At 67.7% G+C, this 23,244-nt stretch carries 15 protein-coding genes; 7 read left to right on the plus strand and 8 right to left on the minus strand.

The window, feature by feature from the left end:
- Positions 1-39: 39 nt before the first annotated feature.
- Positions 40-3,654, minus strand: a complete 3,615-nt coding sequence (locus BSE24067_RS22380) for a YadA-like family protein (protein ID WP_151064265.1) — start codon at positions 3,652-3,654, stop codon at positions 40-42.
- A gap of 1,116 nt (positions 3,655-4,770) precedes the next feature.
- Here BSE24067_RS22380 and BSE24067_RS22385 point away from each other — a divergent pair.
- Positions 4,771-5,595 carry a response regulator transcription factor gene (locus BSE24067_RS22385; RefSeq protein ID WP_151064266.1) on the plus strand — a complete coding sequence of 275 codons (825 nt, stop codon included), beginning with the start codon at positions 4,771-4,773 and terminating at the stop codon, positions 5,593-5,595.
- 32 nt (positions 5,596-5,627) lie between these two features.
- Here BSE24067_RS22385 and BSE24067_RS22390 read toward each other — a convergent pair whose 3' ends face one another.
- Positions 5,628-7,817 carry a TonB-dependent siderophore receptor gene (locus BSE24067_RS22390; protein ID WP_151064267.1) on the minus strand — a complete coding sequence of 730 codons (2,190 nt, stop codon included), beginning with the start codon at positions 7,815-7,817 and terminating at the stop codon, positions 5,628-5,630.
- A gap of 816 nt (positions 7,818-8,633) precedes the next feature.
- On the opposite strand from BSE24067_RS22390, the gene BSE24067_RS22395 reads away from it, so the two are divergent.
- The 3 genes from BSE24067_RS22395 (at position 8,634) to BSE24067_RS22405 (ending at position 12,528) form a co-directional block, all read left to right on the plus strand.
- Entirely contained in the window at positions 8,634-9,542 is a 909-nt protein-coding gene (locus tag BSE24067_RS22395; protein ID WP_151064268.1) for a LysR family transcriptional regulator, read from the plus strand.
- Between the two features lie 253 nt (positions 9,543-9,795).
- The gene (locus BSE24067_RS22400) at positions 9,796-11,670 is read left to right on the plus strand and encodes an amidohydrolase (RefSeq protein WP_151064269.1); all 1,875 of its coding nucleotides are present in this window, start codon (positions 9,796-9,798) and stop codon (positions 11,668-11,670) included.
- Positions 11,671-11,874: 204 nt separating this feature from the next.
- The gene (locus BSE24067_RS22405; RefSeq protein ID WP_151064270.1) at positions 11,875-12,528 is read left to right on the plus strand and encodes a hydrolase; all 654 of its coding nucleotides are present in this window, start codon (positions 11,875-11,877) and stop codon (positions 12,526-12,528) included.
- Between the two features lie 67 nt (positions 12,529-12,595).
- Here BSE24067_RS22405 and BSE24067_RS32830 read toward each other — a convergent pair whose 3' ends face one another.
- From BSE24067_RS32830 to BSE24067_RS22420, 4 genes are all read right to left on the minus strand, one after another.
- Positions 12,596-12,724 (minus strand): hypothetical protein, encoded by a 129-nt coding sequence (locus tag BSE24067_RS32830; RefSeq protein ID WP_279612906.1) that lies wholly within the window; start codon positions 12,722-12,724, stop codon positions 12,596-12,598.
- A gap of 277 nt (positions 12,725-13,001) precedes the next feature.
- A complete protein-coding gene (locus BSE24067_RS22410; RefSeq protein WP_151064271.1) occupies positions 13,002-13,415 on the minus strand; it encodes a DoxX family protein in 414 nt (137 codons plus the stop codon).
- A gap of 207 nt (positions 13,416-13,622) precedes the next feature.
- Positions 13,623-15,434: an ATP-binding protein gene (locus BSE24067_RS22415; protein ID WP_151064272.1), complete on the minus strand. Its 1,812-nt coding sequence runs from the start codon at positions 15,432-15,434 to the stop codon at positions 13,623-13,625.
- 360 nt (positions 15,435-15,794) lie between these two features.
- Entirely contained in the window at positions 15,795-16,226 is a 432-nt protein-coding gene (locus BSE24067_RS22420; protein ID WP_151064273.1) for a DUF3331 domain-containing protein, read from the minus strand.
- Between the two features lie 373 nt (positions 16,227-16,599).
- Here BSE24067_RS22420 and BSE24067_RS22425 point away from each other — a divergent pair, with 373 nt between their 5' ends.
- Positions 16,600-17,580: an alpha/beta fold hydrolase gene (locus BSE24067_RS22425; RefSeq protein WP_151064274.1), complete on the plus strand. Its 981-nt coding sequence runs from the start codon at positions 16,600-16,602 to the stop codon at positions 17,578-17,580.
- A 107-nt stretch (positions 17,581-17,687) separates the two neighbouring features.
- Here BSE24067_RS22425 and BSE24067_RS22430 read toward each other — a convergent pair whose 3' ends face one another.
- On the minus strand, positions 17,688-19,268 hold the full coding sequence (locus BSE24067_RS22430; protein WP_151064275.1) for an MFS transporter: 1,581 nt from the start codon (positions 19,266-19,268) through the stop codon (positions 17,688-17,690).
- A gap of 83 nt (positions 19,269-19,351) precedes the next feature.
- On the opposite strand from BSE24067_RS22430, the gene BSE24067_RS22435 reads away from it, so the two are divergent.
- Both BSE24067_RS22435 and BSE24067_RS22440 read left to right on the plus strand, forming a co-directional pair.
- Positions 19,352-20,401, plus strand: a complete 1,050-nt coding sequence (locus tag BSE24067_RS22435) for an HlyD family secretion protein (RefSeq protein WP_151064276.1) — start codon at positions 19,352-19,354, stop codon at positions 20,399-20,401.
- Positions 20,398-21,801, plus strand: a complete 1,404-nt coding sequence (locus tag BSE24067_RS22440; RefSeq protein WP_151064277.1) for an efflux transporter outer membrane subunit — start codon at positions 20,398-20,400, stop codon at positions 21,799-21,801. The genes BSE24067_RS22435 and BSE24067_RS22440 overlap by 4 nt, the downstream gene beginning before the upstream one ends.
- 64 nt (positions 21,802-21,865) lie before the next feature.
- On the opposite strand, the gene BSE24067_RS22445 is transcribed toward BSE24067_RS22440, so the two are convergent.
- The gene (locus BSE24067_RS22445) at positions 21,866-23,137 is read right to left on the minus strand and encodes an NAD(P)/FAD-dependent oxidoreductase (protein ID WP_151064278.1); all 1,272 of its coding nucleotides are present in this window, start codon (positions 23,135-23,137) and stop codon (positions 21,866-21,868) included.
- Positions 23,138-23,244: the final 107 nt, after the last annotated feature.

The raw sequence follows: 23,244 nt of genomic DNA on the forward strand, positions 1-23,244 counted from the left end.
GTCCGGCGCTTGCGTTCCTTCAACGCTGTCCGGCGGACGTCAGAACTGGTAGCCGGCACCCACCACCGCGCCGAAGTCCGACCGCGTATTACCGGTCACCGACGCCTTGACGACCCAGCGGTTGCTCTCCGTCACGTACGAATACCCGGCGGCGAACCCTTGCTGGCCGTGATAGTTCGACGTCGCCGCGGACACCATCGAGCGCCCCGCGCCCGTCGGCTGCGGCAAGCCGGCCACCGCCATCGCCGACGCGACGCCGCCGTACATGTCCTTCTTCAGATCGTTGAACGAGTTGTACACCTGCCCGATCCGCTGGTCGGTGTAGCCCTTCGCCTGGGTCGACGCCGCATTGATGTTGTCGTTCAGCTGCTGCACGTTGACCGCATCCGTCGGCGCCGTGCCGGCCGCGACGTTCGTGATCTGCCGCTCGCTGCCTTTCGCGCCGACCGAGAACGAATTGTCGCGATCGGCCACCGAGCCCTGCCCGACCGCCACCGCGTTCTTGCCGGTTGCTGTCGCCGTCGAGCCGATCGCACCCGCATCGGCACGCGCGATCCACGTCGTGTTCGCATCGGTTGCCGCCGCGCGGACCTTGTCGTTCGCCGCCGCCGTTTTCAGCGCATCGTTGAATTGCGCCATGTTGACCGCGTCGTTGGCGTTCACGCCGGCCGCGACACCGGTCAGCACGCGGTCGCCTGACGTGCCGGAGAAGCTCACGCTGGTGCCGCCCGAGTCCTTGCCGACCGTGATCGCGCCATTCGCGTCCTGCTGCTGCACGAGCCCCGCCTTGCCGTTCGCGATGTTCGTCACGTTGCCCTGCAGGTCCGCGATATCGGTCGTGTTCTTTGCCACCTGCTGGTTCGTCGCGTACAGCTGCGAGCCGTTCACGGCGTCCGTGCTGGCCGCGCTGAGCGTGCCGGCCTTCACGTTGGTGATACGCGTGCCGCCCGCGCCGCCGAGCGTGATCGATCCCTTCGACGCGTCGTCGTACTGCACCGCAAGCGCGCCGAGCTGGTCGAGGTTCGACTGCACCGACTTCAGCTGCTTCACGTTCACCGCATCCGTGTCGTCCGTGCCGGCCGCGACGTTCTTCAGCACGACCGCCGCGTTCGGGTTGCCGCCGATCAGCGACACCGAATTCAACCGGTTGCCGTTGCCGTCGACGTCGTACTTGACGACGTTCTTCACGGCCTCGCCCGTCTGGTTCGACACCTGCGTGATCTGCTGCTCGAGGTCCGACTTCACGCCGTACAGCTGGCCGCCGTTCACCGCATCCGTGCTGCCGGCCGCGACGTTGCCGTCGGCGACGCTGGTCACTTTCGTCGGCGCACCGCCGCGTGCGGCGCTATATGCGCCGAGCGTCGGGTCGAACTGCAGCGCATCCTTCTGCAGCCCCGCGATCGCGTTCGTATTGACCGCAATGTTGGTTTCGGCGTTGCCGATACGCGTCTCGTGGTTCTGGAGCGTCGTCGTGTTGCTGCCGACGCGGCCGTCGAGGTTCGTCAGCGCGTCGCCGACGTTGCTGAACGAATCGCCGCCGATCTTGTACGACGGCGCCGTGATCGAGCCATCGGCCTTCGCCGTCGCGCCGCCGCCGAACGCGGCCGCCGTCCCGTCGATCGTGCTGCGCAATTGCGCGCCGTTCACCGCGTCCGTGCTGCCGGCCGCGACGTTGCCTTCCGCGACGTTGGTCACGCGCACCGGCGCCCCGCCGTTGCCCGCGCCGAGCGAAACCTGGCGCTTGCTCGCGTCGTCGTACTTCACGGCGAGCGCGTCGAGCTGGCTCGTGCCGTCGTGAATCGCCGCGTTCAGCTGGTCGACGTTGACCGCGTCGGTGCCGTTCCGGCCGGCCGCGAGATTGCCGATGCGTTGCGGACCGTTGCCGCCGTGGCTCGCGTCGTACGCGCCGAGGTTCGCGTTCCATTGCAGCGCGTCCTGCTGCAGCGCGGCGATGTTGCCGGTGTTCGCCGTCACCTGGTCGCCGAGCTTCGTCACGCTGTTGCCGACGTTGGCGATCGACTGGTTCAGCGTGTCGGTGGCCTTGCCCAGCTGGCCGACGTTCACCGCGTCATGCGCGGCCACGCCGTCCGCGACGTTGTGGAGGCCGACCGGCGCCGCTGCGCTCTGGCCGCCGAGCGTGACGCCGGCATGCGTATCGTCGTCGTACTGCACCGCGTTCTTCGTCGCATTGCCGATCTGGTTCGCGATCGACGTGCTCAGATTGCCGATTGTCGTGTTGACGCTATTGGTCACGCTCGTACTGAGCGATGCGAGCCCGCTGCCCAGTTGACCGACGTTCACCGCATCGTGCGCGGCCACACCGTCCGCGACGTTGTGCAACGTCGTGCCGTTCGGGCCGGCGAACGTGACCGAGTCGAAGCCGCTCGCGCCGTCGTACTTCACGTTGCGCGCATCGGCCGCCTGCAGCGCGCCGATGTCCGATGCGGCCGTGCTCAGCGACGCGTTGATGCCCGTCACGTTGTTCTGCAGGTTCGCGATGTTCGCGGCGGCCGTCGACAGCGACGTCTGCAGCGGTGCGACGCTGCCTTTCAGTTGCCCGACGTTGACCGCGTCCGTATCGGCGACGCCGGCCGCGATACCGCCGATGGTCGTGCCGCCCGCGCCGTCGAGCGCGATCGCGGCATGCGTGCCGTCGGTGTATTTGACGACGTTCTGCGTCGCGGTGACGATGCTCGTGCTGAGGCTGTTGCCGACGTTCGTCACGCGCTGGTCGACGTTCGCGATCGACGTCGACAGCGTATTGCCGACCGACGTCACGCGTGCGTCGACGTTCGAGATGCCGGTGCTCAGCGTGCTGTTGACATTCTTCAGCTGCTGGACGTTCACCGCGTCCGTATCGGCCGCACCGGCCGCGACGTTCTTGATCTGCCGCTCGTGGCCCATCGAACCGAACGAGACCGCGCCGCCGACCGGCGCCGCAGTGCCGCCGAACACCGGCGTGCCGCCGTTGTTCGCACCGACGCTGCCCGAGCCGATCGCGACCTGGTTGTTGTCGTTCGTCTGCGCACCGGCGCCGATCGCGACGGATTGCGTGCCGCCGGCGCGCGTCTGCGTCGCCGCGTCATACGACGCACCGTTCGATACGCCGTCGCTCTTGGTCGGATTCGCGCCGCCGATCGCGATCGACCGGTCGCCGCTCGCGAGTGCCGAGTGACCGAGTGCGATCGAGCTGGTGCCATGCGCGTCCGCGACGTTGCCGAGCGCCATCGAGAAATCGCCGATCGCGGCCGACTGGCGGCCCATCGCGAGCGCCGTATTGCCTTGCGCAAGCGCGACCGTGCCGATCGCCGTCGACGAGTTCGCGAGCGCTTGCGCACCGACGCCGATCGCTATCCCGCCGCCACTGCTGCCGCCGCTCTGGCTGCCCGCGTTCGACTGGTCGCCGATCGCGATGCCGCTGGAGCTCGCCTTCGCGTTCGTGCCGGACGTGTAATTCGTCGTGCTGGTCGCGACGAACGTGCCGTTCTTCGTCGCGATGCAGGCGGGGTTGGTCCCGTCGATGCACTGCCCGTTCAGCGCGTTGTCCGGGTTGCCGCGATCGACGAAGTTGTCCGCATGTGCGGCCCCAGCGACCAGCACACCTGCACCTGCGAACATGGCGGCGACGAGCGCCGAAATCTGGTTCCTCTTCATTTTCTTATGCTCCGTTTTTTGCGTTTGGTTTGAATACGGACTACTTACGTTTATTCACAGCTTCAGCTTCGACTCCAACTTCGACTTCGGTGCGCAACGTGCTGCTCGTTCGCCGCGATTCCGTCGCGCCGCGTGCGATGCGAGGCCACCGCCCATGTCGACAGGACGCACGCGTCCATCGGGCAGCCGGCATGATTGCCGGCCCGTTCCGATCATTCGATCAACACATTAGGAATACAGATTGATGTGCAAGGACGAGTTCGCCCCCGGCTGAATCTCGCGATTCAATCCGTCATCCTGAGTATTCCGAATTCGATGTCGCGCTAATCGCGACCAACCCCGTCTTTCTTATTTCATCATTTGTCACTGAACGGACTGATTTGCCACCGCACGTTTCAATTTGCCTGGGCGGCGACACGCCTGAAATTTTTCGCGCCTCGAATACCGGATCACACCTGCATCAATCGATGCCCCGGACTCGAATCACGCAACGTCCGCCACGTGAGCCGCGCACCTCATCTGACTGATCCGCTCGTCATCCAAAGTTCGGGCGAATTATGAGACACGCCTCAGGCTTAGAGAAGGTGGCATTCTTTATAGATTGTGAATTCCAATATTTTCAAACACTTGCGCAAAATTACCCGAATTCGCAAACGATTTACCACACGTCCACTCCATAAAAATGTTTTCTCGGCAGGATAAAAACTTTGCCGCGGCGGATTGCCGTTTGCAGCGATTTAAAAATATTTTAAGAATGGATCATGGCATCGCGGGCACGCGGCGCATGGGCAGTGGCGAAATTAACGCCGCGTCGTGAAAACAGGAATTGGAGAATAGTGGCTCGTCATATGGCATTGATCAAAATATCGCCCTACAATTCCCGCTCGCATCGACTCCGGTCCGGCGATCATCCGCACCTCTACGGCCGGCGATCAGAACGACGAACGCCGGTATTCCGCCGCCGCTGCCCGCCGTGCAGTCCGGCGACATCCGCTCGTCGATGCGAGCGTGCCATGCGCTTTCGCGAGGTCGTGTTGCGGCTTCCGATACTTTTCCTGAACCGGAATCGTGTCCGCGCTGGAACACTGCCCGCATCCTTTCCCGAACAGGTGCACGATGCCTCCACCGAGCTCCGCATTGTCCGCATTGAGCGACGCCCACATCCTGATCGTCGACGACCAGCCCGAGCAGTTGCGCCTGTTGATCGACATCCTGCGCGGCACGGGTTGCCGGATCAGCGTCGCATTCGACGGCATGCAGGCGTGCGAGCGTGCGCAGGCGCTCGTGCCCGACGTGATCCTGATGGACGTGCGCATGCCGCGCATGGACGGCTTCACCGCATGCCGGCGGCTGGCCGCCGATCCGCTGACGAGCGTGATCCCCGTGATTTTCCTGACGGTGGCCGGCGAACTGCACGAGCGGATCGAGGGGCTCGACATCGGCGGCGTCGACTATGTCGTGAAGCCGTTCGAGCCGGCCGAAGTCGTCGCACGCATTCGCGTGCAGTTGAAGCGGACGAAGCGCCCGTTGCCGGCCGATGTTGAAGATGCGCGCGGGCCGTTCGCGTCCGGAACCGACGACGACATCATCGTGCGCGCGGCGATTCGCCATCTGTCGCGTTCGCTGGACGATCCGCCGACGGTCGAGCAGCTCGCGCGCGCGGTCGGCACGCACGAGAAGCGGTTGTCGCGCGCGTTTCGCGACAACCTCGGGCAAACCGTGTTCGAGTACTTGAGGCGCGAGCGCCTGCGGATCGCGCAGGATCTGCTGGCTTCGACGTCGCTCAGCATCGCGAGCATCGCGAAGGAGATCGGCTTTTCCACGGCGGCCAACTTCGCCACCGCGTTCCGCGAATGCTTCGGTATCACGCCGACCGAATGGCGGCGACAACGGCACGCGGCCGTGCGTTCTTCCGCCGGGAAGCCGCAGCGCGGCGCGTAGTCATCCGCTGCGTGGCACGCACGACCGCACGTTTACCAGTTGTATTTCGCGCTCGCCAGCACGGTCCGCTCGTTGCCGAACACGCATACGGTGTACGACTGGCAGCCGCTGACGTAGCGCCGGTCGAACAGATTCGCGACGTTCAGCGCGAACCGCCAATGACGCACGTCGTAGTGCATCGCCAGGTCGTACAGCGTGACGCTCGGCACGGTCAGCCCGTTGTCCGGCGCGCCGGCCAATGCGCTCTGGTAGCGCACGCCCGCGCCGATCCCGACGCCCGACAGCGCGCCCGTGTGCCAGGACCAGTCCGCCCATAGCGATGCCATCTGCCGCGGCAGCGGCACGGCCACCGGCCAGTTGTTCAGCGACGCATCGTTCGCCTGTACGTTCTTGACGTCCTGATAGACGTACGACGCGACGATCGACAGACCGCGCGTCACTTTCCCGACGGCGCTCAATTCGATGCCGCGCGAACGCACCTTGCCCGTCTGCACCGACGACGTGCCGGTCGGGTCGAGATTCGACGGCGCCGGCGTCACGACGTTGGTCTGATCGATCCGGTACGCGGCCGCGGTGAGCATCAGGTTGCGGCCCGGCGGCTGCCAGCGCAGCCCGGCCTCGATCTGCCTGCCGCGCGTCGGCTGCGGCAGACCGCCGCCGTACATGCGCACGCCGATCACCGGATCGAACGACGTCGAGTAGCTGACGTACGGCGACCACCCTGCGTCGCCCTGATAAGCGAGTCCGATGCGACCGGAAAACGCGCTGACGTCCTGCTGCGTGCCGGCGCCGGCGGCCCGGTCGTCGTAGCGCGCGTTCACGCGGTCCTCGCGGCCGCCGAGCGTCAGCGTCCAGCGATTCCAGCGGATCTGGTCCTGCGCGTATGCGCCGAGCGTATTCATCGCCGTGTACTGATCGATGTGTCCGAGCGACGCCGGCCCCGAAAAGATCGCGGCCGTCACCGGACGATAGATCGGGCGATACAGGTTCAGCGACGGCGCGAGCGCGAGCCACACGCTGTTGGTCGTCGTCTGCCGGTCGAACTGCAGGCCGAACAGCAGCGTGTGTTCGAGCGGCCCGATGGCGAAGCGCGCCTGCGCGCGATTGTCGACGTCGAGGCGGCTGTAGTTCAGCTGGAACAGCCCCGCGGTGCGCCGCATGTTCGTCGTGCTGCCGGGTACGAGCCCGTTGCCGAACACGGTCGCATCGTCGAGCGACAGGTGCGACCAGCGCACGTCCTGGTGCAGCGTCCAGATCGAACTCACGCGCTGGTCGAGCGCATAGCCGAGCGACCATTGCTTCTTCCGATAGTCGTTGAACGCCGGGTCGCCCATGTAGATGTCCTGCGACAGACGCCCGTTCGGGTTCGGCAATACCGTGCCCGACGCCGGCAGGTAGTTCGACGATATGTCGCCATGGTCCTGCAGGAACGAGGCAGATAGCGTCAGCGACGTATCGGCCGTCGGCCGCCAGCGGAACGACGGCGCGAGCGCGACACGCCGGTCGGCGTTCGGGCCGGTCCACGCGTTGCCGTCGCGCGCGACGCCGACGAAGCGGTACGCATACGTGCCGTCCGGGTCGAGCGCGTCGCCGATGTCGAGCAGCGTCTCCTTGCGCGCGTGGTTGCCGATCTGCACGCCGGCTTCGCGAACACGCTCGCCGTCCGCGAGCTTCGTATGCGCATCGACGATCGCGCCCGGCTCTCCCGCGCCGTACAGCACCGACGTCGGGCCGCGCAGCACCGCGATCGAGTCGATCGTGTACGGATCGACGCGCCAGTTCGCGATGACGGCCGCGTTCGGCGCCGCCACGCCGTCGACATACAGTGTCGGCGTGAAGCCGCGCAACGCCGCATACCAGTCGGTCCGGCTGTCGGCGCCGAACGTCGCGAAACCCGGCACGTAGCGCAACGCCTGATTCAGGTCGGTCGCGCCGGTCATCTCGATCTGCTGCGCGGTCACGATGTTGGTCGTTTGCGGGATTTCGGCGATCGGCGTATCGGTCTTCGTCGCGGTCGCGGTGCGTAATCCGACGAGGCCCAGCGACGCGCGGCTGGCGTGGCCGGCCACGTCGATCTTCGGCAGCAGCGCCGACGCATCGGAGCGCGGCGCCGACGCCGCATTCGATGCCTGTGCGTGTGCGCCGCCGGCGGTCGCCACGCACAACGTTCCCCCGGCCGCGAACGCGATTGCGCGTCGCACCGAACCTGTTGCCATCCTCATCGTTTCGATACTCTCCGTCGTGCTGCGTTCGTGCCTCGTACTTCGTGCCGCGTGCCCGGTCTTGCTCCATGCCGGGTTCGGCGGTCTTGCGGCCGGTCGCGCACGGCTTCGGTGCGCGCCGATCGATTGCGTCGTTTTCGGGCGCCTGAATGATATCGGCCGAACGCCGCGCGGTCTTTAAAAATTCGGCCGGGTGCGATTCCGGCGCCGTGTGCACAGGGCGATTCACCGCGCAGCTTCACGGACCGAGGTGCCGCACCGGCCGCGCCGACAATGCCGTTCGTGCTCGACGCGGCGATCGTGCCGGAGAAGCGCACTACGCCAGGCCGTCTGCGTGCTCGGACACGACATTGGCCTGAGACGCGCGATGGAATCCCGGTCTACGTCATCCGTCGTATGACAACCGTATGAAATAGTGGGAATCCATCTCTCTGCACACCTGACAAGTTGACGGCCGAAAAACCGGCGACGATCATATCTCGCCAACGTATCAATCGCCAACGTTTCGCGCATTTATCGGCATGTTAAAAGGGGCGACGCGATCGGCTCGGCGAACGGCGTCATCTTCGCGCCGTGGCGTATCGGTAAAACCGCGCAGAACTGGACCGATCGTTCGCCGTATCCGCGTGATCCGTCTTTCAACGGCGCGATCGACGCATTCGGCTCTATCGCGGGGCGACGTCGGCCGGGCAGGTGAACGCGCTTGCGCTGCGCGCGTCGCGCTGGCCGATTCCGCTCCAGCAAATCGCAATGACGCGCGCCCGTGTTTCTCGGGCACTGATATGATGCGCCAGCCGTCCTCTCTCTGATCTTGCGATGAAGCTGTCATTCGAAGCGCTCGAAGCCCTGGATGCGATCGACCGGACCGGAACGTTCGCCGAAGCCGCGGAACTGCTGCACCGCGTTCCGTCCGCCCTCACCTATCTGGTCCAAAAGCTGGAAAGCGATCTCGGCGTGGTGCTGTTCGATCGCAGCGGACGGCGCGCGAAGCTCACGCATGCGGGCCGCGTCGTCGTCGAGGAAGGCCGGCGGCTGCTGCGTGCGGCCGAACAACTGGAGTTCAAGGCGCAACGCGCGCAGGAAGGCTGGGAAACCGAGGTGCGCATCTGTATCGACGAGATCCTGCCGTTCGATGCATTGTGGCCGTTCGTGCACCGGTTCTATGCGCTCGAGATGGACACGCGGTTGCGGCTGTCGACCGAAGTGCTCGGCGGCACGTGGGACGCGCTGATCTCGCGCCGCGCGGATCTCGTCGTCGGCGCCGCGGGCGAGCCGCCCGAACTGCCGAACATCATCGCGCGGCCGATCGGCTCGCTGAAACACGTGTTCGCGGTCGCGCCGCGCCATCCGCTCGCGGCGCTGCCCGAGCCGCTGTCGATGGCGTCGGTCGTCCAGTATCGCGGCGCGGTGATCAGCGATACGTCGCGTGAACTGCAGCCGCAATCGGTTGCGGTCGATGCGGGCCAGCCGTATCTCGCGGTGCCGACGCTCGCGGCCAAGCTCGACGCGCAATGCGAAGGGCTGGCGGTCGGCACGCTGCCCGAATGCATCGCCGCACGCGCGATCGCCGACGGCAAGCTCGTCGCCCGGCAAGTGACCGGCATGCGCGACACCACGCACTGCTATCTCGCATGGCGCAGCGACGAGGCCGGCCGCGCACTCCACTGGTGGGTCGAGCAACTCGACCGCCCCGATCTGGTCGATTGCTTCACGAAGCCTGCCTGAGCGCGCGCCGTCCGCGCACCGCGCACGCTGACGACACACCCGTTCCCCGCCTGAAGTCCCGCCTCGCACCGGTCGGCGGCCGCCGTGCGCACGCCCGCGCGACAGCTTCGGCACGCACCTTTCAGATCGTTTAAGCCGCCGCTCAGGACTTTAATCCGCGCGTCCCCTACCGTAGCGATACGACGCCGGCACGCGACAGCGAGCCGGCACGCCTTCACGACTCGCCGCGCGAGTGCCTTACGGGGAACGCCAGATGACAGCCCAGCCGAACGACGTGCCGATTGCAGACACGATCTTCTTCAACGGCAAGATTGCCACGCAGGACGACCAGCGGTCGTTCGTCACCGCGCTCGCGGTCAAGGACGGCCGCGTGCTCGCGGCCGGCAACGACCATCAGGTGATGCGTCATGCGGGCGGCAATACGCCGCGCATCGACCTGAACGGCCGCACGGTGATCCCGGGCCTGAACGACTCGCACCTGCACGTGATCCGCGGCGGCCTGAACTTCAACATGGAGCTGCGCTGGGACGGCGTGCCGTCGCTCGCCGACGCGCTCGACATGCTGCGCCGGCAGGTGCAGCGCACGCCCGCGCCGCAGTGGGTCCGTGTGGTCGGCGGCTGGAACGAACTGCAGTTTGCCGAACGGCGCCTGCCGACTCTCGACGAGATCAACGCGATCGCGCCCGATACGCCGGTGTTCATCCTGCATCTGTACGACAGCGCGCTGCTCAACGGCGCCGCGCTGCGCGCGGTCGGCTACACGAAAGACACGCCGAACCCGCCGGGCGGCGAGATCCAGCGCGACCGCCACGGCAATCCGACCGGCATGCTGGTCGCTCGGCCGAATGCCGGGATCCTGTACGCGACGCTCGCGAAGGGCCCGAAGCTCGGCTACGACGATCAGATGAATTCGACGCGGCATTTCATGCGCGAACTGAACCGTCTCGGCGTGACGAGCGCGATCGATGCAGGCGGCGGTTTCCAGGCCTATCCCGACGACTATGCGGTGATCATGGATCTCGCGAAGCGCGGCGAACTGACGATGCGCATCGCGTACAACCTGTTCACGCAGAATGCGAAGCAGGAGATCGAGGACTTCGCGAAGTGGGTGAAGATGACGAAGCCCGGCGACGGCGACGAATTCCTGCGCGTGAACGGCGCGGGCGAAATGCTGGTGTTCTCGGCCGCCGACTTCGAGGATTTCCTGGAACCGCGCCCCGATCTGCCCGATTCGCTCGAGGCGGAGCTGACCGCGGTCGTCCGGCTGCTCGTGCAGAACCGCTGGCCGTTCCGGCTGCATGCGACGTACGACGAATCGATCAGCCGCTTCCTGAACGTGTTCGAAGCGGTGAACCGCGAGATTCCGTTCAACGGGCTGCGCTGGTTCTTCGACCACTGCGAGACGATCTCGGACGCCAACATCGCGCGCATCGCGGCGCTCGGCGGCGGCATCGCGGTGCAGCACCGGATGGCGTTCCAGGGCGAGTACTTCATCGCGCGCTACGGCGCGGACGCGGCCACGCGCACGCCGCCGATCCGCGCGATGCTGGCTGCGGGCCTGCCCGTCGGCGCGGGTACCGACGCGACGCGCGTCGCGAGCTACAACCCGTTCGTCTCGCTGTACTGGATGGTGTCGGGGCGCACCGTCGGCGGCACCGCGCTGTACGGCGAACGCAACCGGCTCGACCGGATGGAAGCGTTGCGCCGCTATACCGTCGGCAGTGCGTGGTTCTCGAGCGAGGACGACCGCAAGGGCGCGCTCGTGCCGGGCCAGTACGCGGACTTCGCGGTGCTCACCGACGACTATTTCACCGTCGACGAGCCGCAGATCAAATACCTGTCGTCGGTGCTCACGGTGGTCAACGGCAAGGTCGTGCACGCGGACGATGAGTTTGCGCCGCTTGCGCCGCCGTCGCTGCCGGTCAGCCCCGAGTGGTCGCCGGTCGCCGAATTCGGCGGCTACAGCCGCTACCGCCCCGTCGCGACCGCGCGCGCGTGCATCGACAGTTGTGCGAATCAGTGCGGCGTGCACGGTCACGGCCATCTCGCGGCCTGGCGCCACGACGTGCCCGTGAGCGACGACAAGGGTTTCTGGGGCGCACTCGGCTGCAGTTGCTTCGCGTTCTGATCCGCGGCGCTCAGCCGCGCCCTGCCTGAATCGGGGCGCGTGGTGCCGAGTGCCGGCGCCGCGCGTCCGATGTGCGCCCATCGGCGCGGCCAACGCCGCGCCGGCACGGGCGCGCACCCTGCCCGGCCATGCCTGCCTGCTGCCGGCATGGCCCAACACCGGCGCGTCGATCTTCCGACGCCGCCGAATCCATGGAGAATTGCAATGCCCATCGCGAAAGCCCAACCCGGCAAGACCCTCATCGACCCGACCAACCACACGCTGATCATGATCGACTTCCAGTCGCAGATGTCGTTCGCGACGAAGTCGATCGATCCGAACCTGCTGCGCAACAACACGGCGCTCGTGTCGAAGGCCGCGAAGGAATTCAACGTGCCGACGATCCTCACGACGGTCGCCGAGAAGACCTTCTCCGGCCCGATGTACGAGGAAATCACGTCGGTGTTCCCCGACGAAAAGCTGATCGACCGCACGTCGATGAATACGTGGGAAGATCCGCGCATCGCCGAGCGCGTGAATGCGATCGGCAAGGACAAGATCGTGCTGGCCGGGTTGTGGACGTCGGTGTGCATCGTCGGCCCGTCGCTGTCCGCGATCGATCAGGGCTTCGAAGTCTACGTGATCGCCGACGCGTGCGGCGACGTGTCCGACGAGGCGCATGAACGCGCGATGCAGCGCATGATCCAGGCCGGCGCGCGTCCGATGACGTCGCTGCAATACCTGCTCGAACTGCAACGCGACTGGGCGCGCACCGAAACGTACGCACAGACGACGAAGACCGCCGCGCAGCACGGCGGCGCTTACGGCCTCGGCATCACGTACGCGAAGACGATGTTCGGCGCGAGCGAAGGTCACTGATCTCCGCTGCCGGCGGCGCGAACTGCGTGCCGCCGGCTTGCGTCCCCGCTGCTGCCGGCCGGCTCGCTCATCGCCGGCAGCGCGGCGCGAGCGGACGCGCGTCGGCCGATCGAATCGTGCAGGCGCTCATTTCCTTCTCGAGCCACGCGATCAGGCCGAACGATGCGTGCGCTTTCTTCGCCGGCCGAATCATCATCCGTTCCCCTGTCACGACAGGGCTGATCGCCTCGCACATCAGCCTGCTGGTTCCGGTTTCCTGCGGATCACCGTCAACGAGTCTTCGCTGTGCGGTTGACGGACGGTCATCGCAGTGATCGCATCGACGGTCGCATGAAGACGCGTGCCGGCGAGCACGCGCGGCGCACCGTAGCCTGCCGGGTCGCAGAGTATCCGCATATCGGAGCGAAGGCGAAGGCAGCGTGACGGCCGGGTCGTCGCTGGTGACGGAATCATGCGTGCGCGCCGCCGAAGCGCTACGCGCGCCGGCGCACGATGCTCGGCAGCGCGTAGCGGCCGGCACCCGCGATCGCGATCGTGCCGAATAGAATCAGCAGCATCCACGCGAACTGCGCATCGCGCAGCGGCCAGTCCGGATGGACGAACACCAGCGCGACGAGCGTGACGATCATCACCGGCAGCGCGGCGAGCCTCGGGTACACGCCGACGATCATGAAGACCGGACACACGACTTCGGCGAAGATCGCGAACAGGATCGACAGCGTGCGGCCGAGATGGAACGGATCCTCGATCGCGGCGGCTTCGGACGCGTAATGCAGGACCTTCGGCAAGCCGTGGACCACGATCAGCAGCACGCTGGCTGAAACACGCAGAAACAGCAGGCCGAGGTCGGTCGCGTGGCTGGAAAGGTCGGGGTGGGCAGGTTTCATGCGGCAGTTCGTCGGTTGAGCGGGATGCGCGGTGACGCGTGCGCCGGCATTCAGTGGCGCGCGCGAGGCCGTCCGGTGCAGAGGCGGCACGCGCGCGCCGGCACCGTCCGCACCGTCCGTTCAGGCAATCTACGCGCGCCGGGCGCCGGCGTCCTGTATCGGCGCTGAAACGTTCTGAAGCACGGACTGCGTGGCGCCGGCCCGCCGTCAGGCATCGCCCGACGGCGCTTCAGTCTCGGCCGCATCGAGTCCGAGCGCGTGCACTTCCGACCATGCGTCATGCGCCGCCTGCGTCGATCCGGCCGTATGCGCGAGCGCCGCCGCGTACGCGGCGAGCAATCGCACGCGCGCGTCGGTGGACACCGCCATGGCGTCCGCATCCGCATCGCGCATCGCATCGAGCGCCACGTGCGCACGTTCGCGGCATTCGTCGACGAGCGACAGGTCGAACAGGCAAGGCACCGCGACGGCCGCGAGCGCGATGCCGAGCGCCGCATCGCCATGCGGCGAGAACGCCCAATCGAGCGCGGCACGCAGGTTGCCGAGCTCGCGCCGAACCGCATCGAGCCGCGTCGCGCCGGCGGGCTCGCTGCCGGGCTTCGCGCGGCCGTGCGGCGCTTGCCGGAACAACGCGAGGAAGTAGTTCGCGTGCGCACGGGCGGCGGCCGCGCTGTCGCCGTGACTGTCGAGTTGCTGGCGCGCGTACGCGCGCGTGGTCGTCAACAGCCGGTAGCGCGGTGCGCCCTGCGAAGTCTCGAGAATCACCAGCGATTTCGCGACGAGGCCCGCGATCGTCTCGAGCAGATCGGCGCCGGCGAGTCCATTCGGACCGACGACCGCTCGCACGGCCTCGATCGAGAAGCCGTCGCGGAACACGCCGAGCCAGCGCAACAACAGGCGCTCGGCATCGCCGAGCAGCCGATAGCTCCAGTCGTACATCGCCTGCAGCGTCTGATGACGCGGGAGCGCGGTGCGAAAGCCACCGGTCAGCAGCCGGAAGTGATCGTCGAGATGCGCGGCCAGCACGTCGATGCCGAGCACGGCGGCACGGGCCGCGGCGAGCTCGATCGCGAGCGGCAGGCCGTCGAGGCGGCGGCAGACCGACGCCATCAGCGACAGGCTGCGCGGATCGAGCGGAAAGCGCGGATCGGCCGCGCGGGCGCGCGCCGCGAACAACTGCACGGCGCTCGCGCTCATCGCGTCGCCGCCGCCCGCGCCTTCGTCCGGCACGTCGAGCGGCGGCACCGGGCATACGCGCTCGCCGTGGATGCGCAGCGATTCACGGCTCGTCGCGAGCACGCACAGCCCGTCGTCCGCATCGGTGAGCGCGCTCGCGATTTGCGCGGCGGCGTCGAGCAGGTGCTCGCAATTGTCGAGCACGAGCAGCATCCGGCGGCGCGCGACGCTGGCGAGCACCGTTTCGAGCGTCAGCGAGCCGGTCGGCTGCGCGATGCCGAATGCACCGGCGAGCGCGTCGGGCACGAAGCGCGGACACGCGACCGTCGCAAGCGACACGAACACCGTGCCTTCCGGAAAGCGCGCGTCCGCGCGTGCGGCCGCCTCGATCGCGACCCGCGTCTTGCCGATGCCGCCCGCGCCGACCAGCGTCACGATGCGCGCGGTCTGCAGCGCCGCGAGCACGTCGGCGACCGTCTGTTCGCGGCCGAACAGCGCGCCCGGCGCAACGGACGGCCGCGACATCGCAGGGCGCACCGGTGCGTCGTCCTCGTGCTGGCCGGCCACGAGCCGATAGCCGCGCCCGGGCACCGTCACGATCAGGTTCCGGTCGCCTGCCAGCGCCTTGCGCAGCGAAGCGATGTGCACCTGCAGGTTGTTTTCTTCCACCACGGTGTGCGGCCACACGCGCTGCATGATTTCGTCTTTCGATACCAGCGCACCGTTCGCCCGAATCAACAGCTCGAGAATTTCGAATGCGCGGCTGCCGACCCGCAGCAGCTTGCCGTTCGAACGTATTTCACGTCTGTCGAGAAAAACGTGAAGTGTTCCAATCCGGATCATGGGAATTTCTTGTTGGTGACATTCAACGGCGCGCCGTTTTGAGCCGGCCGCCGGTTTCGCTCAATGCTACGGTATTTGCATGGCCGAATGATTCAAATTATCAGAATGAAACGCTCGAATTTTTTGAAATGACGAAAAGCGCGGCAGTGGAGTGCGGAGTTCCAGCGGGCTCATGCACCGAAAAGCGGCGCGCGTGCGCGGGCACCCTGCGCAAATGGTGCATTCGTATCTGAATTCTCGTTTTGATATATCCGACGAATACAATGCAATGCGTCGCACAGAGTAATGCGCGATGCCATTTATCGGCTTCGGCAGAACCGCTGAATGAATCGCCGCGTCGTTCGGCTGCATCGCGCGATATCACGCGGCTGCGTGCCGGCTCACGAACCGCTCGAGCGCGTCGGCGAGGATCATTTCCCGGCAGTTGGCCGGACGTTTCGCGCCGCGCCACTGCGGCTTGTAAATAGGGTCGCCCGCCCGAATCCGCTGTCCGGTCAGCGCGCAGCGCCCCGGCCCGCGCGCCTTCGCGCTGATCCAGCGCTGCTCGTCGTAGCGGCAGCGCGTCGCATCGCTCCACGACACCAGCATCGACGAATCGGTCTGCCGCTCCACGGCGACGATCGCGCTGCGCCGGCGCATGTCGCCGCTCGAAGGCGTCGGCGCATCGTCCGCATGCGCGCGGCGCGAGCCGTCCGCCGTCCGCTCGCGCGGCATCGGCATCATTCGGACGCTCGCGGCGGGCGACGGCCTGAGCGACGTGATCATGTGCTCCCAACGATTGAAGGCGTCCATGGCGGCATATCCAGGCAAGTGACGGGCGGTGTATGCGGTCTCGGTTCCGCGCGCGCGGCACGAAACGCGTTGCGAGTGACCCGATGCTGACGATAGTCGCCGTTCGCTGAAGAGTCCCGGTCGCGCGCTTAATTTTTCTGCAGTGCGGCAATTGCCACCGCGCGGCGCGGCCGCGTTCAAGAAAATTCAGCCGGATTTCAGTACGGCACGCACCGCACCGCGATACGCTCCCGACGGCATTCGCTCGTCCGCGCTGCACGACCGTGCGCGCGACGACGCAAGCGGACCGGCCGCGGGCGGGATGGCCGCGGCCGATCGTCACCGATCCACCATCCCGCGCGGCCAGGTTGCGCCGCTCGTTCCAGGAGTCCAGATGCATTCCGAACCCACCGACGCCGTATCGTCGCCCCGCCGCCGCGACATGTTGCTGGCGGGCGCGACGACCGTCGCGGCAGCCGCCCTGCCCGCGATGGCGGCCGCGGCCGGCACGCCTTCGCGCAGCGCCTCTTCAGCCCACCCAGGAGCCCACACGATGAACACGATCACCACGAAAGACGGCACGCAGATCTACTTCAAGGACTGGGGCAGCGGCCGCCCGGTCGTGTTCTCGCACGGCTGGCCGCTGTGCGCGGACGCATGGGACGCGCAGATGCTGTTCCTCGTGCAGCACGGCTATCGCGTGATCGCACACGACCGTCGCGGCCACGGCCGTTCGAGCCAGCCGTCGCACGGCAACGACATGAACACGTACGCGGACGATCTCGCCGCGCTGCTCGACGCGCTCGACGTGCGCGAAGCGACGCTCGTCGGCCACTCGACCGGCGGCGGCGAAGTCGCGCGCTACATCGGCCGCCACGGCACGAAGCGCGTGTCGAAGGCCGTGCTGATCGGCGCGGTGCCGCCGCAGATGGTGAAGTCGCCGACCAATCCCGGCGGCCTGCCGATGGACGTGTTCGACGGCATCCGCAAGAACGTCGCGGAAAACCGTTCGCAGTTCTACAAGGATCTCGCGGTGCCGTTCTTCGGTTTCAACCGGCCGAACGCGAAGCCGTCGCAGGGCACGATCGACGCATTCTGGTCGCAGGGGATGATGGGCGGTATCCACGGCCAGTATCTGTGCGTGAAGGAATTTTCCGAAGTCGACTACACGGACGATCTCAAGAAGATCGACGTGCCGACGCTCGTGCTGCATGGCGACGACGACCAGATCGTGCCGATCGACGATTCGGCCCGGCTGTCGTCGAAGATCGTCAAGCACGCGGTGCTGAAGGTGATCGAAGGCGGATCGCACGGCATGTGCGTCGTGAACGCCGATCGCATCAACGCCGAGCTGCTCGCGTTCCTGCAGGCGTAAGCGCACGCAAGCACACGTACGCGGGCCGTCTGCCGTGGCGAGCATGCCGCCGCGGCAGGCGTGCCGTTCAGGATTTTTCAGAAAATTTCAGCCGCACGGTGCCGCGGTCACGACGTCCGCACCGGGCGCAGCAGGATGCCGATCAGTGCGCCGGCGATCGCGAAAGCCATCGCGACGCGGAAATTGTCGGCCAGCGCGAGCGTGGTCGCCTGCACGCGCACCGCGCGGTCGACGAGCGCGTAGGCGGCCTGGTTGCCGGTCGCGAGCGTGGCGCCGTGCGCGACCAGCGACGCCGCGCCGGCCCGCAGCCGCTCGAGCGTTTCCGGATCCGACAGCGACACATGCAGACCGACGAGATTCGAATGGGTACCCTCCCTGATCCGCTGAATCACCGCGATCGACGTCGTGCCGAGCTGCCCGCTCAGCAGGCGCGTCGTCTGCACGACGGCTCCGAACGTCAGCGCATGTTCGGCCGTGACGTGCTTGCCGAAGAAGAAGATGACGGACGTCAGCGCCATCGTCTGGCCGAGCGCCTGCAGCAGCTGCGACGGAATGAAGTCGGGTTCGGCCCACGCCGACGTCAGATGCGACCCGAGCGCGAACGCGATCGCCACCATCACGAAGCCGGCCACGATCAGCCGGCGCGGATCGGCGCGCTGCAGCAGCAGCGCGACACACGGCGCGAACAGCAGCTGCGGTATCGCGATCCAGCGCAGCGTGTCGCCGATCTGCAGTGGCCGAAGGCCGTACGTGCTGGCGAGGAACAGCGACGGGATGAAGCTCGTGTTGAGCACCGTGAAGCGCACGAGCGCGACGAGCACGATCAGCAGCGCGACGTTCGGCCGCGCGAGGTAGCCGAGATCGAGGCCCGCACGCGCCGATGCGAGCTCGTGGATCAGGAACGCGGCAACCATCACGATGCCGGCGGCGAGCAGCACGACGATCAGCGGCGACTGCAGCCAGAACAGCCGCTCGCCCTGGTCGAGCGCGATGCACAGGCACGCGAATCCGCCCGCGCCGAGCAGCATGCCGCGCGCATCGATGCCGGACGCGAAGCGCTTGACCGGCTCGTCGGCGAGCGACAGCATCAGGCACGCGATGAACGGCACGGTCAGCACCGCGTTCTGCCAGAACAGCCAGCGCCAGCTCAGGTGCTCGCTGTACCAGCCTTCGAGCGTGGCCGACAGGTTCAGCGACATCTCCAGATTCATCGCATACGCGGCGATGCCGAACGGAATCAGCCGCGGCGGCAGCGTGCGAACGACGAAGCCGACCGTCAGCGGCACGAACACGCCGGACGCGAGCCCCGCGATCGCCTGGAACACGATGAACGCGCCGAATTGCGTGCAAAGCGGCAGCACGCTTTCGGCGCCGAGAAACACGACGGCACCCGCGACGAGCACGCGGCGTGTGCCGAACATGAACGCCGCGGCGATCGCGAGCGGCCCGATGAACATCTGCGACGCGGTAAACGCGGTGTTGATCCACGCGCCTTCGTCGACGCCGACGCCGAGCGCGCCGCGCACGTCGGCGAGCCCGAGCGACGTGATGCGCGACGTCAGCGTCGCGATGACCGCGCCGAGCAGCACGGCCGCGATCGCGGCGATCGACCGAAACGTCGGAATGTCCGACGCCGGCCCGAGCGCCGGCGCGGGCGTTGCACTACCGGTGGCGAACGTGGTGTTCATCGTCGAGCGGCGCTCCCCTGTCGAGTTGGCGCAAGCATAACGCGGTGCGTAGAATCCTGCCCGTACGTTGGAGCTCACCGACCATGACTTCGCCTTCTTCCGATACGCCGGCTGCTTCGCAGGCGCCGCCGCCCGCCGCGCCGGCACGCTCGCGCCGGCCGGCCATCGCGGCAATCGCGGTGCTCGCGCTGCTGCTCGTCGCGCTGCTCGTGTACGAGTTCGATGCGCGCGATCGCGGCACCGACGATGCGTACGTGACCGGCCACCTGCACGTGATCTCGCCGCGCGTGGCCGGCACGGTCGAGCGTGTGCTCGTCGACGACAACCAGTTCGTGCATGCCGGCGACCCGCTCGTGCAAATCGACCGGCGCGATTTCGACGTGCGCGTCGCCGCGCAGCGCGCACGCGTCGCGCAGGCGCGCGCCGATGCGAGCCGCGCCCGCGCGCTGATCGAGCAGGCCGACGCGACGCTCGTGTTGGCGCACGCCGATGCCGACAAGGCCGAGCTCGACTACGCGCGCGCACGTGAACTGACCCGCGAGACGCCGCGCGGCCTGTCGAAGCAGGAGTTCGATGCGGCCGATGCCGCGCGCAAGTCCGCGCGCGCACGCGTCGCGGCGGCCGACGCGCAACGGCGCAGCGCCCTCGCCGCCGCGCTGGCCGCGGACGCCGCGTCGAGCCAGAACGATGCGGAGCTGCACGACGCGCTGCTGCAACTCGGCTACACGACGGTCGTTGCGCCGTCGGACGGCTACGTCGGCAAGAAGACCGTCGAGACGGGCGAGCACGTCGCGCCCGGCCAGGCGCTGCTCACGCTGGTCGAGCCGCATCCGTGGATCGTCGCCAATTTCCGCGAGACGCAGCTTCGTCACGTGCGCGCCGGCGACGCCGTGCAATTGCACTTCGATGCGCTGCCGCAGCGCGCGTTCACCGGCCGCATCGACAGCCTGTCGCCGGCAACGGGCGCGCAGTTCGCGCTGCTGCCGCCCGACAACGCGACCGGCAATTTCACGAAAGTCACGCAGCGCGTGCCCGTGAAGATTCTGCTCGACGGCCCGGCCGCGTCGGAGCCGCGCATCCGGCCCGGGCTGTCGGTCGTCGTCACGCTGCAGCGCGGCGGCGATTCGCGATGAAGCTCGCATTCGCGTTGCTCGCCGCCGGCATGCTGGCCGCCTGCTCGATCGCGCCGCAGCCGCTCGCGCCGGTGCCGGCCGGCGGAGACCGATTTCGCCATGCCGCACCGTCGGCCGACGCTCGTGCGCCGTCGCTCGACACGTGGCCCGCGTGGTTCGGCGACCCGCAGCTGGGCATCCTCGTCGACGCCGCGCTCGCGCACAACCTCGATATTCGCGCGGCCGCCGCACGCGTCGCCCAGGCGCAGGCGCTGCTCGGCGTGCGGGACGCGGCGCTTGCGCCGGTGGTGCGCATCGATCCGTCGTTCAGCCGCTCGCGCGTGTCCGGCACGGTCGACAACGCACTGCCGAAGCGCACGATGCACAACTGGTCGGTTCCCGTCACCGCGAGCTACGAGGTCGATCTCTGGGGCCGGTTGCGCGGCGATGCGGACATCGGCGCGCAGAACGTGCTGCAGGCCGCGGCCGACCGCGATGCGATGCGCGTTCGAATCGCGAGCGAAGTCGCGGCCGATTACCTGACGCTGCGTTACGTCGACGACGATCTCGCGACGCTCACGCGCGCGATCGGGCTGCGGCGCACCGCGCTGGACGTGATCGCCGCCCGCGTGCGGGCCGGCGCGGCGAGCGACCTCGACGCGCTGCGCGCATCGGCCGATCTCGATACCGCGCATGCCGATCTCGCGGAGAGCCGCCGGCTGCGCGAGAACCTCGTCGATGCGATCGCGGTGCTGACTGGCGTGTCGCCGACCGAGTTCGACATCGATACGCGCGCCGGGCCCTTGCGCGTGCCGGATGTGCCGGCCGGATTGCCGTCGGCGCTGCTCGCGCAACGCCCGGACGTGTTCGCGGCCGCTCGGCGCGCCGACGCGGCGTCGCTCGAGCTCGGCATCGCGCGCACCGCGTGGTTGCCGAGCCTGACGTTGACCGCCGACGGCGGCTTCGCGACCCGCGACCTGCGCACGTTTCTCGACCGCAACAGCTCGCTGTGGAGCCTCGGCGCGAACGTCGCGCTGACGCTGCTCGACGGCGGCAAGCGCGATGCCGCGGTGGCCGCCGCGCGCGCCGGGATGGACGTCGCCGATGCGAACTACCGCGCGGCCGCGATCGCCGCGTTACGCGACGTGCAGGATGCGCTCAACGACATCGCCGCGCAAAAGGAGCGGATCCTGCGCTACGACAACGCGGCGCGCGCGACGGACGCGGCCGCGCGATTGTCGCTGAGCCGCTACGCGCACGGTTACGTCAGCTACCTCGAAGTCATCGACGCCGATCGCGACGCACTGAATGCACGACGCCAGCTGATTCACAGCCGGCAGGCGCTGGCCGTCGCGACGGTCAGTCTCGTGCGCGCGTTGGGCGGCGGGTGGACACCGCCGACGCAGGCCGACGCCAGATGACGCCAAATGACGCCAGGTGACGCCAGATGACGGCAGAAATCGGAACGTTCAGGACGCGCGCGCGTCACGCCGCCGTGAGCCGGTGCGCGTCCTCGCCGAGAAACCGGTGCACGAAAGTCACGGCCATCGCGCCTTCTCCGACTGCCGACGCGACGCGCTTGACCGAGCCCGACCTGACGTCGCCGGCCGCGAACGATCCCGGCACGCTCGTTTCGAGGTAGTACGGGCGGCGCTCGAGCGGCCATACGCGCTCGAACGCCGGGCAGTCGTACAGGTCGCTGCCGGTCACGAGGTAGCCGCCCGGATTGCGGATGATGTCGGTGTCCTTCGCCCAGTCCGTATTCGGCGCGCCGCCGATGCACACGAACAGTCGCGTGGCCGGCACGCGCTCGCGCGTGCCGTCTTCCGAGTGCAGCTCGATCGCATCGAGCCAGCCGTCGCCGTACAGCGCGCCGACCGTCGACCGATACCGGACGGTGATGTTCGGCGTGCGCTCGATCCGGTCGATCAGATAGCGCGACAACGTGTCGGCGAGCGACGCGCCGCGCACGAGCATCGTCACCTCGCGCGCATGCCGCGAGAAATTCATCGCGGCCTGCCCGGCCGAATTGCCGCCGCCGACGATGAAGACGTGCTCGCCCGCGCACATCGGCGCTTCGCTCGACCCGGCGCCGTAAAACAGCCCCGCATTCAGAAACGCCGGCTCGTCCGGCAGCCCGAGGCTCCGGTATTCGATGCCGGTCGCGCAGATGTTGGAGCGGGCGACCAGAATCGAGCCGTCGGCGAGTTCGACGCGGATCTTGCCGTCGACGAACGTCGCATGCACGCCTTCGCGCATCGTCAGCAGCTCGACGCCGAACTTCATCGCCTGCTCGCGCGCACGTTCCGCGAGTTCCGCGCCCGGAATGCCGTCGGGAAACCCCATGTAATTCTCGATCAGCGAACTCGTGCCGGCCTGCCCGCCCACCGCTCCGCGCTCGATCACCACCGCGCGCAGCCCCTCGGACGCCGCATAGACGGCCGCCGACAGTCCGGCCGGACCCGCGCCATAGATCGACACGTCGTATTCGACGAAACGCGGCGTCGCGACCCAGCCGAGCCGCTCGGCGATCTCGGCAAGCGTCGGCTGGTACAGGCGCGAGCCGTCCGGAAAGATCACGACCGGCAGCCGAACGTCGCGCAGCGGCGCGATTCCGAGCTCGCGTGCGCAGTCGGCGTCGGATGTCAACGCGCACCAGTCGTACGCGACCATGCGCCGCTGCAGGAAATCGCGGATCTCGTACGCGTCCTTGCTGTGCGGCAGGCCGATGATCCGCACGTGCTGCGACTGAACCATGAGCGCCTCCCGGGAATGTCGATGGCGGATGCGGTCCGGCCGTCGCCATGCGTCCGGACGCACCCGCGACTCTACGCTGCATGCAGGCGCCGCACGCGCGATTTCAT

The organism is Burkholderia latens, from assembly GCF_902499045.1.
Lineage (GTDB): Bacteria > Pseudomonadota > Gammaproteobacteria > Burkholderiales > Burkholderiaceae > Burkholderia > Burkholderia latens.

Excerpts from the sequence above, each read along its gene's own strand:
- BSE24067_RS22380 (WP_151064265.1), bottom strand. The coding sequence starts at position 3,654 with ATGAAGAGGAACCAGATTTCGGCGCTCGTCGCCGCCATGTTCGCAGGT.
- BSE24067_RS22385 (WP_151064266.1), top strand. The coding sequence starts at position 4,771 with ATGCCTCCACCGAGCTCCGCATTGTCCGCATTGAGCGACGCCCACATC.
- BSE24067_RS22390 (WP_151064267.1), bottom strand. The coding sequence starts at position 7,817 with ATGAGGATGGCAACAGGTTCGGTGCGACGCGCAATCGCGTTCGCGGCC.
- BSE24067_RS22395 (WP_151064268.1), top strand. The coding sequence starts at position 8,634 with ATGAAGCTGTCATTCGAAGCGCTCGAAGCCCTGGATGCGATCGACCGG.
- BSE24067_RS22400 (WP_151064269.1), top strand. The coding sequence starts at position 9,796 with ATGACAGCCCAGCCGAACGACGTGCCGATTGCAGACACGATCTTCTTC.
- BSE24067_RS22405 (WP_151064270.1), top strand. The coding sequence starts at position 11,875 with ATGCCCATCGCGAAAGCCCAACCCGGCAAGACCCTCATCGACCCGACC.
- BSE24067_RS32830 (WP_279612906.1), bottom strand. The coding sequence starts at position 12,724 with ATGATGATTCGGCCGGCGAAGAAAGCGCACGCATCGTTCGGCCTGATC.
- BSE24067_RS22410 (WP_151064271.1), bottom strand. The coding sequence starts at position 13,415 with ATGAAACCTGCCCACCCCGACCTTTCCAGCCACGCGACCGACCTCGGC.
- BSE24067_RS22415 (WP_151064272.1), bottom strand. The coding sequence starts at position 15,434 with ATGATCCGGATTGGAACACTTCACGTTTTTCTCGACAGACGTGAAATA.
- BSE24067_RS22420 (WP_151064273.1), bottom strand. The coding sequence starts at position 16,226 with ATGGACGCCTTCAATCGTTGGGAGCACATGATCACGTCGCTCAGGCCG.
- BSE24067_RS22425 (WP_151064274.1), top strand. The coding sequence starts at position 16,600 with ATGCATTCCGAACCCACCGACGCCGTATCGTCGCCCCGCCGCCGCGAC.
- BSE24067_RS22430 (WP_151064275.1), bottom strand. The coding sequence starts at position 19,268 with ATGAACACCACGTTCGCCACCGGTAGTGCAACGCCCGCGCCGGCGCTC.
- BSE24067_RS22435 (WP_151064276.1), top strand. The coding sequence starts at position 19,352 with ATGACTTCGCCTTCTTCCGATACGCCGGCTGCTTCGCAGGCGCCGCCG.
- BSE24067_RS22440 (WP_151064277.1), top strand. The coding sequence starts at position 20,398 with ATGAAGCTCGCATTCGCGTTGCTCGCCGCCGGCATGCTGGCCGCCTGC.
- BSE24067_RS22445 (WP_151064278.1), bottom strand. The coding sequence starts at position 23,137 with ATGGTTCAGTCGCAGCACGTGCGGATCATCGGCCTGCCGCACAGCAAG.